At 68.0% G+C, this 15,311-nt stretch carries 16 protein-coding genes and 2 pseudogenes; 6 read left to right on the top strand and 12 right to left on the bottom strand.

All coding sequences use genetic code 11. From position 1 onward, the window contains the following. Positions 1 to 20: 20 nt before the first annotated feature. Positions 21 to 878, top strand: coding sequence for an SDR family oxidoreductase (locus tag OIE67_RS34035; protein WP_326628218.1), 858 nt, complete (start codon positions 21 to 23; stop codon positions 876 to 878). Between the two features lie 36 nt (positions 879 to 914). Beyond that, complete coding sequence (locus OIE67_RS34030) at positions 915 to 1,331, top strand: Dabb family protein (RefSeq protein ID WP_326628216.1); 417 nt, start codon at positions 915 to 917, stop codon at positions 1,329 to 1,331. A gap of 370 nt (positions 1,332 to 1,701) precedes the next feature. On the opposite strand, the gene OIE67_RS34025 is transcribed toward OIE67_RS34030, so the two are convergent. Then, a complete protein-coding gene (locus tag OIE67_RS34025) occupies positions 1,702 to 3,933 on the bottom strand; it encodes an MMPL family transporter (RefSeq protein WP_326628213.1) in 2,232 nt (743 codons plus the stop codon). Further along, positions 3,930 to 4,055 (bottom strand): hypothetical protein, encoded by a 126-nt coding sequence (locus tag OIE67_RS34020; RefSeq protein WP_281262644.1) that lies wholly within the window; start codon positions 4,053 to 4,055, stop codon positions 3,930 to 3,932. The genes OIE67_RS34025 and OIE67_RS34020 overlap by 4 nt, the downstream gene beginning before the upstream one ends. Before the next feature lie 96 nt (positions 4,056 to 4,151). Between OIE67_RS34020 and OIE67_RS34015 the strand changes: the two genes are divergently transcribed. Next, positions 4,152 to 4,745 (top strand): TetR/AcrR family transcriptional regulator, encoded by a 594-nt coding sequence (locus OIE67_RS34015; RefSeq protein ID WP_106247788.1) that lies wholly within the window; start codon positions 4,152 to 4,154, stop codon positions 4,743 to 4,745. Positions 4,746 to 4,937: 192 nt separating this feature from the next. Here the strand turns inward: OIE67_RS34015 and OIE67_RS34010 are convergent, their stop codons facing one another. The 4 genes and pseudogenes from OIE67_RS34010 to OIE67_RS34000 form a co-directional block, all read right to left on the bottom strand. Then, entirely contained in the window at positions 4,938 to 5,078 is a 141-nt protein-coding gene (locus tag OIE67_RS34010) for an MMPL family transporter (RefSeq protein WP_407674917.1), read from the bottom strand. A 196-nt stretch (positions 5,079 to 5,274) separates the two neighbouring features. After that, a pseudogene (locus OIE67_RS55600) lies at positions 5,275 to 5,604 on the bottom strand (transposase); the annotation flags it as partial. A gap of 37 nt (positions 5,605 to 5,641) precedes the next feature. Then, complete coding sequence (locus tag OIE67_RS34005; protein WP_326628206.1) at positions 5,642 to 6,418, bottom strand: hypothetical protein; 777 nt, start codon at positions 6,416 to 6,418, stop codon at positions 5,642 to 5,644. Positions 6,419 to 6,423: 5 nt separating this feature from the next. Next, positions 6,424 to 7,265 (bottom strand): IS5 family transposase gene (locus OIE67_RS34000; protein WP_326628204.1). Its coding sequence is split into 2 segments (ribosomal slippage): positions 6,424 to 6,878 and positions 6,878 to 7,265, totalling 843 coding nucleotides; the frame shifts between segments, so codons are not numbered across the junction. Between the two features lie 130 nt (positions 7,266 to 7,395). On the opposite strand from OIE67_RS34000, the gene OIE67_RS33995 reads away from it, so the two are divergent. The 3 genes from OIE67_RS33995 (at position 7,396) to OIE67_RS33985 (ending at position 9,169) form a co-directional block, all read left to right on the top strand. Further along, positions 7,396 to 7,998 carry a hypothetical protein gene (locus OIE67_RS33995; protein WP_326628202.1) on the top strand — a complete coding sequence of 201 codons (603 nt, stop codon included), beginning with the start codon at positions 7,396 to 7,398 and terminating at the stop codon, positions 7,996 to 7,998. Between the two features lie 47 nt (positions 7,999 to 8,045). Continuing rightward, positions 8,046 to 8,291, top strand: a complete 246-nt coding sequence (locus OIE67_RS33990; protein WP_326628200.1) for a hypothetical protein — start codon at positions 8,046 to 8,048, stop codon at positions 8,289 to 8,291. Positions 8,292 to 8,539: 248 nt separating this feature from the next. Further along, positions 8,540 to 9,169 carry a class I SAM-dependent methyltransferase gene (locus OIE67_RS33985; RefSeq protein WP_326628198.1) on the top strand — a complete coding sequence of 210 codons (630 nt, stop codon included), beginning with the start codon at positions 8,540 to 8,542 and terminating at the stop codon, positions 9,167 to 9,169. 357 nt (positions 9,170 to 9,526) lie between these two features. On the opposite strand, the gene OIE67_RS33980 is transcribed toward OIE67_RS33985, so the two are convergent. The 6 genes and pseudogenes from OIE67_RS33980 to OIE67_RS33955 form a co-directional block, all read right to left on the bottom strand. After that, the gene (locus OIE67_RS33980; RefSeq protein WP_326628196.1) at positions 9,527 to 10,015 is read right to left on the bottom strand and encodes a DUF4265 domain-containing protein; all 489 of its coding nucleotides are present in this window, start codon (positions 10,013 to 10,015) and stop codon (positions 9,527 to 9,529) included. A gap of 7 nt (positions 10,016 to 10,022) precedes the next feature. Next, a complete protein-coding gene (locus OIE67_RS33975; protein ID WP_326628194.1) occupies positions 10,023 to 12,038 on the bottom strand; it encodes a site-specific integrase in 2,016 nt (671 codons plus the stop codon). 24 nt (positions 12,039 to 12,062) lie between these two features. Beyond that, complete coding sequence (locus OIE67_RS33970; RefSeq protein ID WP_326645827.1) at positions 12,063 to 12,527, bottom strand: hypothetical protein; 465 nt, start codon at positions 12,525 to 12,527, stop codon at positions 12,063 to 12,065. Further along, on the bottom strand, positions 12,524 to 13,768 hold the full coding sequence (locus OIE67_RS33965; protein ID WP_326628192.1) for a tyrosine-type recombinase/integrase: 1,245 nt from the start codon (positions 13,766 to 13,768) through the stop codon (positions 12,524 to 12,526). The genes OIE67_RS33970 and OIE67_RS33965 overlap by 4 nt, the downstream gene beginning before the upstream one ends. Positions 13,769 to 14,090: 322 nt before the next feature. Further along, positions 14,091 to 14,582 (bottom strand): annotated as a pseudogene (locus tag OIE67_RS33960) (site-specific integrase); the annotation flags it as partial. Beyond that, positions 14,579 to 15,079, bottom strand: coding sequence for a site-specific integrase (locus OIE67_RS33955; protein WP_326628190.1), 501 nt, complete (start codon positions 15,077 to 15,079; stop codon positions 14,579 to 14,581). The pseudogene OIE67_RS33960 and the gene OIE67_RS33955, both read right to left, overlap by 4 nt. Positions 15,080 to 15,311: the final 232 nt, after the last annotated feature.

Below are 15,311 nucleotides of genomic sequence, written 5' to 3'. Positions count from 1 at the left end.
GAACCACAGGAAGGAACACCATGATGAACAGCCCCACCGTCCTCGTCACCGGAGCGACCGGAACCGTGGGATCCGACTTGATCTCCGCCCTGCAGGCCCGCGGCGCCACCGTCCGCGCCATGATCCGCAACCCCGGCCGTCCCGTCCCCGGCGTCCAGAACGTCGTCGCCGACCTGCGCGACCGCGCATCGGTCACCGCCTCGTTGAAAGACGTCGACGCGGCGTTCCTCAACAGCCCCTCCGCGCCGGACGCCGCCGCCCTCCAGATCCACTTCGCCGATGCCGCCCGCGACGCCGGCTTGAACCGGCTGGTGCTGCTCTCCCAGTACGCGGCCCGCGCCGACTCCCCAGTACGGTTCCTGCGCTGGCACGCCGAAGTCGAAGCACACCTCCAGCGGATCGGCATCGACCACACCGTGCTGCGCCCCAACCTCTACCTGCAGGCGCTGCTCGGCTTCGCCGGCACCATCGCGCAGGGCTGGTTCGGCGCGCCCATCGGCGACGCCGCCGTCAGCGCGATCGACACCAGGGACATCGCGGAGGCGGCCGCGGTCGTCCTGACCGGCACGGGGCACACCGGCCAGATCTACACCCTGACCGGCCCCCGCGCCGTGACCCACGGCCAGATCGCCGAGGCGCTCTCCGCGGCCACCGGACGGGACATCACCTTCCGTGACGTCCCCGCCGACCAGTTCACGGCCGCACTGACCGGGGTCCTTCCGCCTTGGCAGATCGACGGCCTGGTCGAGGACTACGCCCACTACGCCGGCGGCGAGGCCGCCGAGGTGCACACATCCGTCCCCGATCTCACCGGACGCCCCGCACGCGACATCACCGACTTCGCCCGCGACTTCGCCCCCGCGTTCCGCCCGGCGTGACATCCCGGACGGACACCAGCCGAAAGGAAAGGCTCGATGATCTACCACTGCATCCGTTTCACCGCCAAGCCCGGCGTCACGGAGGCGGACCGGCAGGCCGCTCTGGAGAGCATGCGCGCGGCCGCCCGCGCCATCCCGGCCATCAAGTCACACGTCGTCGGCCCCGACTTCGGCGGGGACTACGAATACGGCTCCATCTCCGTGATGGAGGACCTCGAAGGCTACGCGGAGATGATGAACCACCCGGCCCACCTTGAGGTGGACCGCAAGGGGCTGCCGCTGGTCGACAGGTTCGCCTCGTTCGACATCACCGACGACCCGGACCCGGAGATCGGCGTCAAGATCGCCGCAATCCACCGCCGCCGCTACGCCACCGTCCCCGACATCGCCGCCCTGGTCGCCGACCTCCCCGAATACACCGGCAGCGCCACTCCACCGGCCGACGCCGACTGACCACGATCCCGCACGTCACACGCTTGGGACGGGGCCGCGCTCTGACACAGCGCATTCAGAGCCAACGAGCCCTACCTCTCCGCGCTGACCACCGGCCACCCGCCAGAAACAACCACCCAGACGACCACCCAGACGACCACCCAGACGACCACTCAGACGACCACCGCCGCCACAGCACCCCTCGGCCTGCTCCTCGCCGTGGTCGTCTGCGCCGCCTCCGTCTCGGAGAACCAGCCGGCCAGCCACCGTACCGGCACCGGTGGTGGCGAGGAACCTACGCCGCGTCAACCGTCAGGGGAATGTGGCTCGTGCTTCCGGGATGGTTGTACGGCACCGCCGGTGTCGGCCGAATGTCAGCCGCTCGCCGGGATCAACCCGGGCCTGCCGGGCCGGTAGCACGGTCAGGCTGGTGGAGAAGCGCCCGCGGCGCGCCTGCGGGCCACCAGTTGAGCGGGCCGGCCAGGCGCATGAGGCTCGGCACCAGCACGGCCCTGATGACGGTGGCGTCTACCAGCACGGCCACGGCCATGCCCACGCCCAGCATCTGCACGAACGTCACCCGCGCCGGGGCGTAGGCGGCGAACGTGAGCGCCAGGATCCCGCCCGCCGCTGTGATCAGCGGCGCGCCCCGCTGCAGGCCGACGGCCACGGCCCGCTCGGTGTCGCCGGTCCTGTCGTACTCCTCCTTGATGCGTGACAGCAGGAACACCTCGTAGTCCATCGACAGCCCGTAGGCCACGCAGAGCATGAGAATCGGGATGCTTGGGTCGAGGGTCCCGGTCGGGGTGAAGCCGAGCAGGCCAGACAGGTTACCTTCCTGGAAGACCCAGACGATCGCGCCGAACATGACGCCGAGACTGAGGACGTTCAGCAGGGTCGCCTTGAGCGGGATGATGAGGCTGCGTGTCATGAGGAACAGGACGGCGAACGTCACGCCGAGCATGAGCGCCAGCACCAGCGGGAGCCGGTCCACGACCGAGGCCCGGTAGTCCGACAGTTCGGCCGGGTAACCCCCGACCAGCACCTCGAAGGGCGGCTCGATGGAGCGGACGGCCGCCACCAGGCGTACCGGGTCGTCGGCCAGGGCGGCGGCCGAGGGCACCGCCGACAACCAGGTTCCCTGTTCGGTCGCGGTGGTGCCGCGGAAGCGGATCGGGTCGCCGTCGCCCACGCGGCGTCCCCCGGCGAAGGAGCCGGCGGCAGAGTCGACCTGGGCGATGCCCGGCAGCCGGGACAACGACTCCGCGTACGCGGATATGTCGCCCGCCGCCGGACCCTTCGAGATGATCTGGATGGCGTCGGTCTCCTCGGCCGGGAACGACTGGCGGATGACCTCCTGCGTCTGCCGGGAGGCGGCCTCCGGTGGCAGGATGCGGTCGTCGGCGACGCCGAAGCGCAGCCCGAGGAAGGGTGAGGCGAGCAGAAGCAGCACCGCCGTCGCCAGGCTCCCGAAGACCAGCGGGCGGCGCATCACGCGCACGGCCAGCCCGTGCCAGAACCCCGAGTCTCCGGGCTCGGATCGCGTGGACTTGGGCAGCAGCGTGCCGCCGATCGTGGCGAGCACGGCGGGCAGCACGAGCACCGCTGCCACCAGGCCGCCGACCACCACGGCGATGCCCGCGTAGGCGAACGAGCGCAGGAAGTCGAAGGGCAGCGCGAACAGAACGGCCAGCGACATGGCCACGGTGAGGCCGCTGAACAGCACGGTACGGCCCGCGTGCTCGACCGCCCCCGCGATCGCGCTCGCCCGGTCTCGCCCGTCGCGGGTCTCCTCGCGGAAGCGCTGGATGACGAACAGGCAGTAGTCGATGCCGAGCCCCAGGCCCATGGCCAGGGTCAGATTCAGGGCGAAGGTGGAGATCTCCGTCCAGAGCAGGACGCCACCCAGCAGCGCCAGCCCGGTCACCATGGCGAACACCCCAGCCAGGATCGGCACCAGAGCCGCCATCGCGCGCCGCTGGTAGAGCCAGAGCAGCACGAACGCCACCGGGAAGATCACCAGCTCCGCCCGGACGAAGTCCTGCCTGGCCAGCGGCACGGTCTCGCGGAAGACCTCCTCGCCGCCCCCGGCACGGACCTGGAGCAGGTCGTCACCGGCGGTGATCCGCGGCACCAGGACGGGCAGCACCCGGGCGCGCACATGATCGGCGTCGCCGGGGACGCGCACCACGATCAGCGCGTGCCGGCCGTCCGTACTGCGCATGGTCGCGGGCTTGCCGCGGGTCCAGTACGAGGCGGCCTCGGCGACGCCGTCCTCGCGGCCGACCCTGGCGGTCAGTTCGCGACCCGCCGCCGCCACGGCCGGGTCGTCCACGGTGCCCTGTCTCGCGGTGACCAAAAAGATCATGTCTGGGCTGCCGGTGCCGAATCGCCCGGCCAGCTCGGCCTGTGCCCGGTCGGACTCCGAACCAGGCGCCTCGAACCTGGCCAGCGACAACCCCGACGCCGCGCCGGCCGCCAGCACGCCCGCGGCGATCAGCCCGGCCAGCGCCAATGCCAGCACCAGCCGGCGACGGCGGACGAGCAGGAACCCGAGCCTGCGCAGCGGCGGCCCCACCGTCATCTCCCCGGACTGCCTGGCCGGGGCGCCGACGGCCGTCACGGGCGCGGTCCCAGGACGTCGAGGAGGCGCTCGAAGCTCTCCTGATCGTGCTCGAGCCACCACCAGCGGGAGTGGATGTCGGTGCCGAAGTTGCCGCAGCCCGTGACGAGCACGGTTCTCATGGGGTCTCCCGGGGAAACTCGGTAAACTGCTCGTGTTTCTCTGCTGAGCCCAGAAATACAAGTAAATGCTCGCATTTGTCAACGAGGAGGTCGCCCATGCCTGAACGCTCAATCCGTCGGCAGGCGCGCGGCCTGAAGCGCATGGCCGAGATCCTCGACGCCGCCGAACTGGTGGTCGCCGAAGTGGGTTACATGGAGCTGACGACGAACCAGGTGGCCGCGCGGGCCGGGATCTCGCCCGGGTCGCTGTATCAGTTCTTCCGCAACAAGGAGGAGATCCTCGACGGGCTGGTGAAGCGCTACACCGATGACCGGCAGGAGTTCTGGGCCGCCCGGCTCGCCGCCGTCAGCCCGGATGTGCCGCTGGAGACGCTGGTGGAGCGGCTGGTGGATGAGAGTGTGGCGTTCAAGACGGCCTCGCCCGCGTACTGGTCGCTGCTGTACGGCACGGCCACCGGCGATCGGCTGGCGGCGGCCTCGCAGCAGTTGCACGAGGCCATCGCGGGGCACATCGCGGCCCTGTTGCGCCGTCGCACTCCCGGGCTGCCGGAGGAGCGGGCGCTGCTCACCGGGACGATGGCGCTGGCCATGGTGAAGGCGGTGATGCCGATGATCACCACGGCCACGCAGGAACGGGCGGCGGAACTGGTGGCCGAGCTGCGACTGATGCTGGTGCGGTACCTGAGCTGAGCGCGCCGCCAGGTGCCAGGGGACAATCGGGCAAGCCTTTCCGGCGGCGTCCGTGCGCCCGCTCGACCGGTGATCGCCATGAGCGCGCCACACGCTCGGGTTCCGGCTGGGGATCGGGCGTCGGCGGGACCGGGCGCGGGGGAGGGGCCAGCGGGCGGGGCTGCCACCAGTTGCGGTGCCCGAGCAGCCTCATCAGGCCGGGAGGAGCAACATGCGAATCACGGTGGCGTCGATGAGAATGGCCACCGCCACGGCGAATCCGGCCTGCTGGAAGTCCAGGCGTCGGGTGAACGTCAGCCCGGCGAACGAGACGGCCATGATGGTGGCGGCCAGCGTGATGGGTGCGCTCTGTCGCCGCCGCAGGCGCAGTTGTGCGGGCCGCCGGGGCGGGCAGGCTGGTGGCCAGGTACCAGGTGGCCTTGTCCGGCAGGGTGACCGGATCGGTGGTGACGATCACCAGCCGGGTGAGCCCGTCGGGTCCCCGAAAGCCCAGCGATGCCTCGGCCGTCCACCACGTCTCGGTGTGCCGGTCTCGGAAGCGGCGCTGAACAGGCTGCCAGTCGCCGGGCTCCTCCGGCCCGCGCCACCTCAGCCGGCCGGCAGCGTCACGGGGAATGTGCGCATCCGGGCCGTAGGCCCAGGTGCCACGCTTGGGACGGACCGCCACCACCCAGCCCATGCCCGCCCGGCGCAGCTCACCCCGGAAATCGTCCAGGTCGCCATAGGCACAGTCGGCCACCACCGCGCGGAAGACCACCCCGGCCGCGGCCGCCTGGCCGGCCAGTTTGACGGCGATGCGCCACTTGGTCCGAAAAGCCGGGTCGTTCTTGCCCAGGCGGCCCAGCCACTGGCGGCCCACATGTGCGGTGGCCTTCTCATCTTTGCGGTCCCCGCTGTCATCGATCACCAACACCCCATCCGGATGGGGCGCGGGCGCGGTCGCCGCCTCGGCCGGCAATAACTCCACCCGCCGGGCATTGACCCGCTCGGGATCCCAGCACGACTCCGGTGAGGATGGCGTCGGTGATGAAGATTTTGCGGAAGTCGTGCGGCTGGAAGGTCAGGGGCTGTCCGCTGGCGTCGATGATGCCGGTATCCGCCAGCAGCATATTGAGCGACTGGCGGATCGTAGCAATGGAGATTGCCCTGTTCTCACCGCCCACAGACCATTGGTAGAGCAACGGCATGGGAGGGTTCCACACCTTCTCGTGTAGGTCGTAGGACGGGATGCTCGGCACCCTGCCGTCATGCCCGCGAACACGGCTGATCACGGCGCTGAGAACGTCGGCAAGCTCGGGGCTGACCAGCAGGAGGCGCTCTTGATTCGACTTGGACGGCGCGATCTGCAGGAGCGGTATCACCTCTCCAGTGGTTGGCAGCTTGCAGCTGATGATGCTGTGGTGGCCGAGCTCCTTGAGCTCTTCGATGCGCATCCCGGTATGCCTGAGGATCTCCACGGTCGCCCAGCCGTAGAAGGCCAGCTTTTCCTTTTCCTCTGTTCGGAGGTCGCGCTGCGTTCCTGTGGCGTCCACGACCGTTGAAGGTTTGCCGCCAGCGCGGTCAGTGAATCGAGGCAGGGTGAAGCTCTCACCGAGCACCGTGATGGTGGCTCCAAGGTCAGCCGCCTTCAATGCCTCCAGTCGCTGCCGGGCTTCTTTAAGAGGTCCTAACACAAAGATCAGCGAACGAGGCGGCGCCAGCAGATGATCGCGGCCGCGAGGGTCATGAACGCTTCGTGGATGTCGTCGCGGATTTCCCAGCGGATGCGCAGTCGGCGGAACCAGTGCAGTAGCGCGATGGTGCGCTCGACGACCCATCGGTGGATGCCCAGGCCTGAGCCGTGCGGGGTGCCGCGTCGGGCGATGACGGGTTTGATTCCAGTGCGCCAGACCAGGCGCCGGTACTTGTCGTGGTCGTAGCCGCGGTCGGCGGAGAGGCAGTCGGGTCGCTTCCGCGGCCGGCCGACGCGACCGCGTACCGGCGGGATGGCCTTGATCAGCGGCATGAGCTGGGTGACGTCGTTGCGGTTGCCGCCGGTCAGAGAGACGGCGAGGGGGATCCCGTTGCCTTCGGTGATGACGTGGTGTTTCGAGCCCGGCTTGGCGCGGTCGACCGGGCTCGGGCCGGTTTTGGGCCGCCCTTGAGCGCCCGGACGTGGGAGCTGTCGATCACCGCCTTGGACCAGTCCAGCTGGCCGGCGGCGTGCAATTCGGCCAGCAGGAGCTGGTGCAGCCGGTCCCACACTCCGGCTTGATGCCAGTCACGCAGCCGCCGCCAGCAGGTCATCCCCGAGCCGAAGCCCAGCTCCCGAGGCAGGAACTCCCACGGGATCGCGGTGTAGAGCACGAACAAGATGCCCTGCGGAGCAAGCCGGTCATCCAGCCGTTTCCGGCCCGGATGGCGCCGGCGTCGTTCCACCTTCGGCAGCAGCGGCTCAATCCGCTCCCACAAGCTGTCCGGCACGATCCGCGGCAGCTGCTCGCCCTTCTTCACACGGAGATCAACGACCAGCAGAGCCATGGGACACGGTCCTAGATCATTTTGTTAGTGGCTCTAAGCGAGGCTGGCGCTGGACGGATGCGAGCTGATCTCGAATTGTTGGGGATCGATGCTGAGAGTCTGAAGGGCGACAGCCGTGGATGAACAGAGAGTGGCGACGCTGCTGCGCGCTGCTGGCCTGCAGTTGCTGCCCGGCGAGGTGCCAGCAGGCGCACCTCCGTTGACGGCGGTGGGACTGCTGGCGACGTGTGCACCGGAGGACGGTCGGCGAGATGCCTGGGTGGACGGCTGGGTGGATGAGGAGACACCAGGCTTGGTGGAGCAGGCCAACGCAGGTTGGTTCGCCCTGGCCGCAGAGCATGGGTTGTTCGGTCCGGATCGCGAGTTCCTCTTGGGCGTACCGGTAGGCGACGACAGTGGGGATGGTTACGACACGAGCCAGTGGCGGCGTGTGCGGTTGTTGGAGGAGTGGGATCTGGTCGGTGCCGGGGCCGAAACAGGCCTGCTGGGTTCCCGTGCCGGGAGGCCGGAATTCAGAATGTGCTCGCTGGACGGACGCGTCCCGGTGCAGGGCACCACCTATCAATCCGGCGTAACCAGCATCGTGGTGACCGAGCTGTGGCGAGCGCCGTCGATATGCCTCTACATGGAGCGGCAAGTCGAACGTGTGCAGCAATCGAACAGGGCAGACGTAGATGACCGGGAGCGCGCCTTGGTGCGTGAGTGGCTTCAATACCTCCAGCACCACAGCTGAACCCGCGGCAGTCACGGGGCCGCCTTCAGGACGCGGGGCAGGTGCGCGTGAAGGTGTTCGATCTCGACCTCGCGACCGCGGGCGCGAACGGGTCTGGCGGTGAGTTCCACCAGGCCAGCAGCATTTTTTCTGAACTACTAAGATCAATTCGTGGGCTGCGCCGCTTTTGCAGGTCATCGGCGCTCTCCGGAAATGATCGGCATACCCAGAGACACGGGCGAGGACGGCTGCCTGCGGGCGAGCCGATCGAGGGCGGCGAGCTTGCGGCCGGCGGCGTCGAGACTGATCTGTAGTCCTTGGACTTCGCCGAGCCAGCCGTTGATGCGGGCTTCGTCGATACGGTCACGCAGGTTTCGGTGATCTGTTCGAGGCGGCGGCGTTGTGCTGGCTCAACGCGCAGCATGGGACAGCGAACGCAGGCTTCTCTGAACCAACGAGAGTGTGCCCTGTGATCAGGTGACGGGACGATCAGTCCTGAAGGGGAGATCCGGTGTGGGGCCGGAGAACGGGTGCGAATGGCGCGGGTGTTAGTTTCCTTCCCGTGTTAAAACACCAGGACGAGACCAGGGCGGCCTACGACGGGGTCGTCGAGCTGTACGCGTCGATGTTTGCTAATCGGTTGGAGACGCAGCCGTTCGCGCGGAACATGATCGGCACCTTCGCCGAGCTCGTGCGTGGCACGGGGAACCTGCGTGCAGCCGACGTCGGGTGCGGACCCGGGCATCTGACAGCCATGCTGCACGACTTGGGGCTGGACTCCTTCGGGCTCGACCTCTCCCCGGCTATGGTCGCCCACGCCCGGCGGGCCCATCCGACGCTGCGGTTCGACGAAGCGCGAATGGAGGCCCTGCCGATCGAGGACGGCGCGCTCGGCGGAGTGCTGGCCCACTACTCGATGATCCATACCCCACCTGGAGAATTGCCCGCGCTGCTCGCCGAACAGGTGCGTGTCCTGACGTCAGGGGGCCTGCTCCTGGTGTCCTTCTTCGGGACCGAGGGACCGGAGCCGGTCCGCTTCGACCACAAGGTGGCGCCCGCCTATAGCTGGCCGGCGGAGCAGTTTGCCGAGTTGCTGACCGGGGCCGGACTCGTCACGGTTGCTCGGTTGCTCCACGACCCAGCGCCCGAGCGGGGCTTCCTCGACACCCATTTGCTGGCCCGCCGCCCGTAGAGCGTGGCCCGTGGCCTGGGTCGGGGTGGTGTAGATCATCCGCGTGGATGAGCTCGGCTAACTTGAAGGTCCTCTTGCCGTACTGATTCGTGTCGCGATCTGGCTGAAGCGGGGCATGCCGAGATCAACCACTTGGCGTTGACGGACTTGCTCTGCATCGAGCTGGGCGAGCTTCTCCTCTGCGCTGGCGAGGCTGACTTGGAGTCCTTCGATCTCACCGAGCCATCCCTCCTGTTCAGCTTCGGTGATTCGGGCGATCAAGTTGTCGCGGATCTCGGCAAGCCGTGCCCGTTGGGCCGGGTCAGGTCGGAGGAGCGAGCATCTGACACAAGCTTCTCTGAACTTGCGGAGGTGACCTCAGTCTGGGTCCGTGGCATGCCACCCGGCGGTGACGCACCCTTCTTCCCAGTGCCACCATCCCTTGGCCTCGCCGTGTTCCAGCAGCTTGCGGATCCGGCGAAGGTCCGCGGACGGTGGGACATCCAGCGCGACCATCCTGAACTGCTCGATACCCTCGCCCGTGGTGCCGAGTCGATGAAAGGTCTCCAGCACGGTCTGCCGTGCAGCCTCTGACCCACCGTCCTTCAGCACGATTAGCCGAATGGTGCAGTTGTTCGATGCCCGAACCGTCTCTCCGGCCCACCACAGGCCGTCCTCGTCGACCTGCACTCTGATGATGTCGTCGCTCGCGACTCCTCGGACGAACCACGGGGTGTTGTCGAGGCGGACGGTTCCATCGCCCAGGTCCACCGCCCACAGGCTTTCGACGCTTGCGGGCGGCCAGCCGTCCTCGTCCACCTCCATTCGGAAGTGGAGCTTCACATGGTCGTCGCCGATGTTGGTCACCGCGCCATCATTCCTGGCAGTCGGCAGGATCGGAAGCGTCAACATCACGAGCACGGATCTGATCGGGAGACGGTGTTCCGAGGAACACCGTCGGTGAGCTGCGGTCGTGCCGGGCGTTGAGCTGGACGAGCTTGTCCTCGGCGCCGGCGAGGCTGACGCGGAGCCCTTCGACCTCGCCGAGCCAGCCTTCACGTTCGGCCTCGGCGATGCGGGCGATGAGGTTGTCCCGGATCTCCTCGAGGCGGGGGCGTTGCGCAGGGTCTGGCCTGAGGAGTGAACATCTGACACAAGCGTGCTCATGAACACAAGGGGTTGAGAATGCGCGGCCGCAGGTACCGACCGACACCTTGCGCTTCTCGAAGTGCGCCAGGAAGGCGTCCCACTCCTCGTCAGTGGGGGTCCGGTATTCTTCGCTGGGACGGGTGGCCCGGCGGCGGGCGATGAACGCCCTGTGTGCCTCGATCGTCTCGGCCGGGTAGACGGCCTTGTAGCCCATCGTCGTATCAATGTTCTTGTGGCCGCAGATCACTTGGGCGATGTGCGGCGGCAGGCCGTTCATGATGGCGTCGGTGACGAAGATTCTCCTGAAGTCGTGCGGAGAGATCGTGAGTGGTGTGCCGCTGGCGTCGGTGAGCCCGGTGCACGCGATCGCGCCGATCAGCAGCGTGCGCAGGAATGTAGGGGTGAAGGCCCGATGCTCGGTGCCGATCTGCCGCTGGAACAGCAGTGGCATCGGCGGGTTCCAGACCTTCTCGCGGACGTCGTAGAACGGCGCCAGCGGGATTGCTCCAGCCGAGCCGCGCAGTCGGCGGACGACGGAGGACAAGACGTCCGCCAGTTCTGGGCTGACCAGCAAGAGCCGCTCGGTGTCGGTCTTCGAAGGGGCGATCTGTAGCAGCGGCACGACCTCCCCGGTCGTCGGCAGCCGGTATTCGGTGATGCTGTGGTGACTCAGCTCCAGGAGTTCCTCGTTGCGGATGCCGGTCAGGCGCAGAACCTCGACGGCGGCGAACGCCCAGAATGCTTCTTCCTCCTCGAAGGACAGGTTCCGTCGACGCCCGGTGAAGGTCTCCTCGGCCCAGGTGAGGTGCCCTGCGGCCTTAGTCGTGACGGCTCGGCGCAGCAATCCCTCGGTGCCAGGGATCACCGCCCCGGGCTCGGTGGCCTGTGCGGACCGGAGCAGCTCGGCGGCCGTGAGCCTGCGACGGTTGGCAGTGTTGACCAGGACGGGAAGCACGGGAAGACGCTCTCGGGTGCGCTGATCCATCCGTGCCTTGCGGTGCTTGCGTTCCTTGACCTTGCGGATCTCGTCGTCGCTGATCGGGCAGCGAACCACCCACGGTCCCCAGCGACCCGGTTCCTCCGCGGCCCAGTGGGCGAGGTCGAGGTAGAACGCCCGGGCCCGCATCAACTCGTCCTTGGCATTCAGCCGGGGGCTAGTGATCTCGATCGCGGCCCCGTCGGGACCGGTGGTGGTGCGCCGCTTGGTGCTCAAGTCTTCCTTCCAGGCGCGGGCCAGCGTCGGTGGTAACAGCAACGTGTCGATGCCCGGTGAGAGCGCTTCGATCCGCGCCCAGAACAGCCCCGCCAGAGTCCGTGAGACCGCGTCCAAGCTGGCGAAGTCCAGCGACGGCTGCCGCTCGCGAAGGTATTCCACCAGCAGGTCCCGAATCGGGCGGCACCGGATCGGATAGCGGTCCACGAGCTCTTCGATGCTCAGCTGGCCCAGGGCCTGGCCGAACGCCCGGATCGTGGCCGGGGCGTCGTCGGAGAAGACGCCCATCGTCCGCAGCCGCAGGTAGAAGTCGACCTTGTGCTGACCGCCGCGGACGTGGACCCGGCGTTGGGTGTCGAACAGTTCCACGCAGTCTCCGACGGTGATGTCCCGGATCAGCCCGCCCTTGCAGGCCAGGATGCTCGCGATCCGGGTCGCGGCGATCTGGGCGTCCTTGCTGGAATGCGGCTGCGCGGCGGCCATGTGCGCCAGTTGGCCGAACCCGTCGGGGTCGCGGGCCTCGGCCATGATCGTGGCCAGATGCCGATGGGTTCAAGTGAGCATCCACGGCAGGCTGGGACGAATCACATCACCGCCGACCAGCACGAGCAGCCCGGTCGACAGGTCGGTGCTGACGTACGACGCCTGCGGCCCGGCCTGCGAGTTCAGGAAACGCAGCGGGAGCTGCGTCCAATCCACGCCGGGAAGGTCTTCGGCGCCGCTGACGGTCCACCGCTCCTGCCAACTGTCTCCCGGCAGGCTCGACAGCCAGTCCAACACCTTCATCACTCCGCGCCGACGACCGGCCCGGGTGGCCTTGGCCACCGGCAGAAACGGCGCCGTGGTGAGCCGGCGCAGCACGTCCTCAGCCGATTCTCCAGTCGCTGGCCACCACACTTCGGCAGCCCGAGACGGGAACCGCTCCCGCAGCACGCTGTTCCGCGCCCGAGCCTGCTCGGCGGTCGCGTTCGCGGCCTGTAGCGGCTGACGCGTCGAGTGCTTCTTGGTGATGGTCATGACGACCGCCCGAACAGGACGTCCAGCGCCTCGGGATCGTAGCCCGGCGCCGGAGGCGGCGGCACGGGTTCGGCGTTCCGGCCGCTCTGGCGGGCGTGATGGGCCAGCACCTGGGCGACGACCTCGTCCTGACCCGGGGCGAGGTAGACCTCGGTGGTGGTCAGGTGAGCATGGCCCAGGACCCACTGCACATCGGTCAACGTCAACTGCGGATCGCGAACCATTCGGCCGGCGGCGGAATGTCGAAGGTCGTGCAAAGTCCAGTCCGCGCCGAAAGTGGCGTTGACCCGCTCGAACATGCGGTGGGCGCCGTGATAGGTCAGCGGCCGGACCGGACGCCGCAGGGTCCACCACACCGGCTGCGCCTTGCCCCGCGGTATCAGCCCGTGCATTTCCTGCTGGTAGAGCCGTAGCCACACGAACGCGTCCGCCGACGCCGGCACCTGCTGCCGGGCCCGGGAGCCCTTTCGGACAACGCTGATCAGCTGCTGGCCCGGATCGACATCGCACTGGCGGATGCCGATCAACTCCGAGGCCCGGACCCCGCTGGAGACCCAGAACGCGATCAGGGCCCGGTCTCGGTTCGACGGCAGCGCAGCGAACAGCGTGTTGAACCATTCGTCCGGGATCGAGCGCGGGATGCGCCGTGGGACGCTGGGCCTGTAGCGACCCGTCTTCTCCGGCACCCAGGCGTCCATCGGGTTGTGGTGCGCGTGCACGCGGCCGGAGCGACACGCCAGGTCCAGCGGAAACGGGTTGAGCAGCGGCCCGGAGCCTGCATCGCGATGCAGATCGTAAAACCGCCGCAGCACCGTCTCGCTGTGAACGACGGTCGAAGGGGCATAGCCCGGTCCTAACGTCGGCTTCCCGGTCACCGGATTCGGAGTTCCCGCGACCCGCGCCGATCGCCGCGCCCCAGCAGTCGCCCTGGGCTTGACCGAGCCTTGGATCCAGCAGCTGAAGTCCCGCGCCTCCACACGCGTCGCCCGATCCCAGGCCACGTCGACGGCGTGCAGGAACCGCCACCACCGCAGCAGATCCATGCCATAGGAGCGAACGGTTGCCGCCGCCTTCCCGGCCGCCAGCAGCTCCTGGAAGAAGACCGCGGCCGGCTCCACGGGCACGCCACCGGCGTCGATCAATCGATAGGGCTCGTACCGGTCGCCGGTCTCCATCAGCCGACCCGATCGAGCGACCACCAATCTCGATAGATCCCGCCCGGGAAGACGCTCGTCCATCATGACCGCAGACCGTACTGCCCAAGAACCGAACCCGTGCTCTGAACTGCACAATCTCCGTGGTTCGTTCAGTCAACGGGGCGTGTTCGTGGGCGCAGGGTGTGCCGTAGGGGCGACCACAGGTTCCGAGCTCGACCTTGCGCAGCTCGAAGTGCTGCTGGAACTCCTGCCACTCGTCTTCCGTGGGCTCGCGGTATTCCGCCGCCGGGCGGACGGAACGGCGGGTGTCGAGGAAGGCGCGATAGCTGTTGATCAATTCGCCTTGGAAGACCGCGAGATACGCCTGCGTGGTGTTGATGTTGTGGTGGCCGAGGATCTTCGCGGCGATGTGGACCGGGAGTCCTCCGGTGACGGCGTCCGTGACGAACATTCTGCGGAAGTCATGCGGCGTGTAGCGCAGCGGCTGGCCAGCGCGGTCGGTGAGTCCTGCCCGCTGGATGGTGTCGTTGAGCAGGGTGTAGAGCACTTTGGTGCTGATGATTTCCCGGCGCCAGCCCACTTTGCGCTGGAACAGGTGAGGTAGCTGCGGGCCGGTCAGTCGCGCGTGTGGGTCGTAGCGCGCGGCGAGCGGAACGCGGCCGGACTCGTCTCTGATCCGGCTGATCACCGAGGCGAGCACGCTGGCCAGCTCGGGAACGACGAGCAGGAGACGTTTCTCGTTGCTCTTCGACGGCACGATCTGGAGCAGCGGAATGACTTCGCCGGTGTCGGGCAGCCGGTAGGAGATCAGGGCGAGGTGCGTCAGCTCCAGCAGCTCTTCGATCCGGACGCCGGTGTGTCGCGGTCCGAGCCCAACGCCTCGAAGAAGTTCTTTCACTGCTGGTCGGACATTGCCCGCGGCCGGCGCTTGGGCGCGGGCGGGTTGTAGCGCAGCCGCCCTTCGGGCCGGAACGGTTGCAGCGGATTGTGGTGCGCGTTCGGCCGTTGCCCGCCGCGGCGTTGCAAAGGCACTGGGTTGACCAGCGGCCCAGCGCCGCGCTCGATCCAGAACTCGTAGGAGGCGCGTAGGACGGCGTTGCTATGCAGGATCGTCCGCGGCTGATACCGGTCGCCCGGGTGCAGCTTGCGCGTGATCGGGTTGATCGTCCCCGCTGTGGCGGCCGACGTTGTCCGCGCTGTCCGGCGCTGCTTGGTTGCTTGTTGCAGCCAGAGCACCAGGTCGCGAACCTCGGCCGAGGTTGCTCGGTCCCACTCGATGTCGATGGCACGCAGCCAGCGCCACCAGCGGAGTAAGTCGTAGGCGTAGCTGCGTACGCTGCCGGATCGGCTCGATCGGCTGGCCGTCGTCGTCGAGAACTTCGTACGGCACGACACCGCCGGTCGCGACGACGCGGCCCCAGCTCGGGAGCTCGATGATGCCGACGTCTCGGTCCGGCTCGTCCGGTAGCGCCACGCGAATCCCTCCTCTTGGGTCGCGTGGCTTCCTATCGGCGCCTTCCCTATGGCTGTCCTCGACACGCGGAGGGCCAGCTCCGTAGTCCGGTCAACATGTCGAGCCGGACTTACACCATCACCGCGGGCAGGAGTGATGGGTGGTGGGCTTAAC

This window comes from Nonomuraea fuscirosea (genome assembly GCF_035917475.1).
GTDB classification, from domain to species: Bacteria; Actinomycetota; Actinomycetes; order Streptosporangiales; family Streptosporangiaceae; genus Nonomuraea; species Nonomuraea fuscirosea.
The sequence above is the reverse complement of the archived record's forward strand: the minus strand, read 5'-3'. Positions and strand labels throughout refer to the sequence as shown.

Bases quoted from the DNA above. Each gene is read 5' to 3' on its own strand.
- OIE67_RS34015 (WP_106247788.1), top strand. From the start codon at position 4,152: ATGCCTGAACGCTCAATCCGTCGGCAGGCGCGCGGCCTGAAGCGCATG.
- OIE67_RS33975 (WP_326628194.1), bottom strand. From the start codon at position 12,038: ATGGCCGAGGCCCGCGACCCCGACGGGTTCGGCCAACTGGCGCACATG.
- OIE67_RS33965 (WP_326628192.1), bottom strand. From the start codon at position 13,768: ATGATGGACGAGCGTCTTCCCGGGCGGGATCTATCGAGATTGGTGGTC.
- OIE67_RS34035 (WP_326628218.1), top strand. From the start codon at position 21: ATGATGAACAGCCCCACCGTCCTCGTCACCGGAGCGACCGGAACCGTG.
- OIE67_RS34030 (WP_326628216.1), top strand. From the start codon at position 915: ATGATCTACCACTGCATCCGTTTCACCGCCAAGCCCGGCGTCACGGAG.
- OIE67_RS33970 (WP_326645827.1), bottom strand. From the start codon at position 12,527: ATGACCATCACCAAGAAGCACTCGACGCGTCAGCCGCTACAGGCCGCG.
- OIE67_RS34020 (WP_281262644.1), bottom strand. From the start codon at position 4,055: ATGAGAACCGTGCTCGTCACGGGCTGCGGCAACTTCGGCACCGACATC.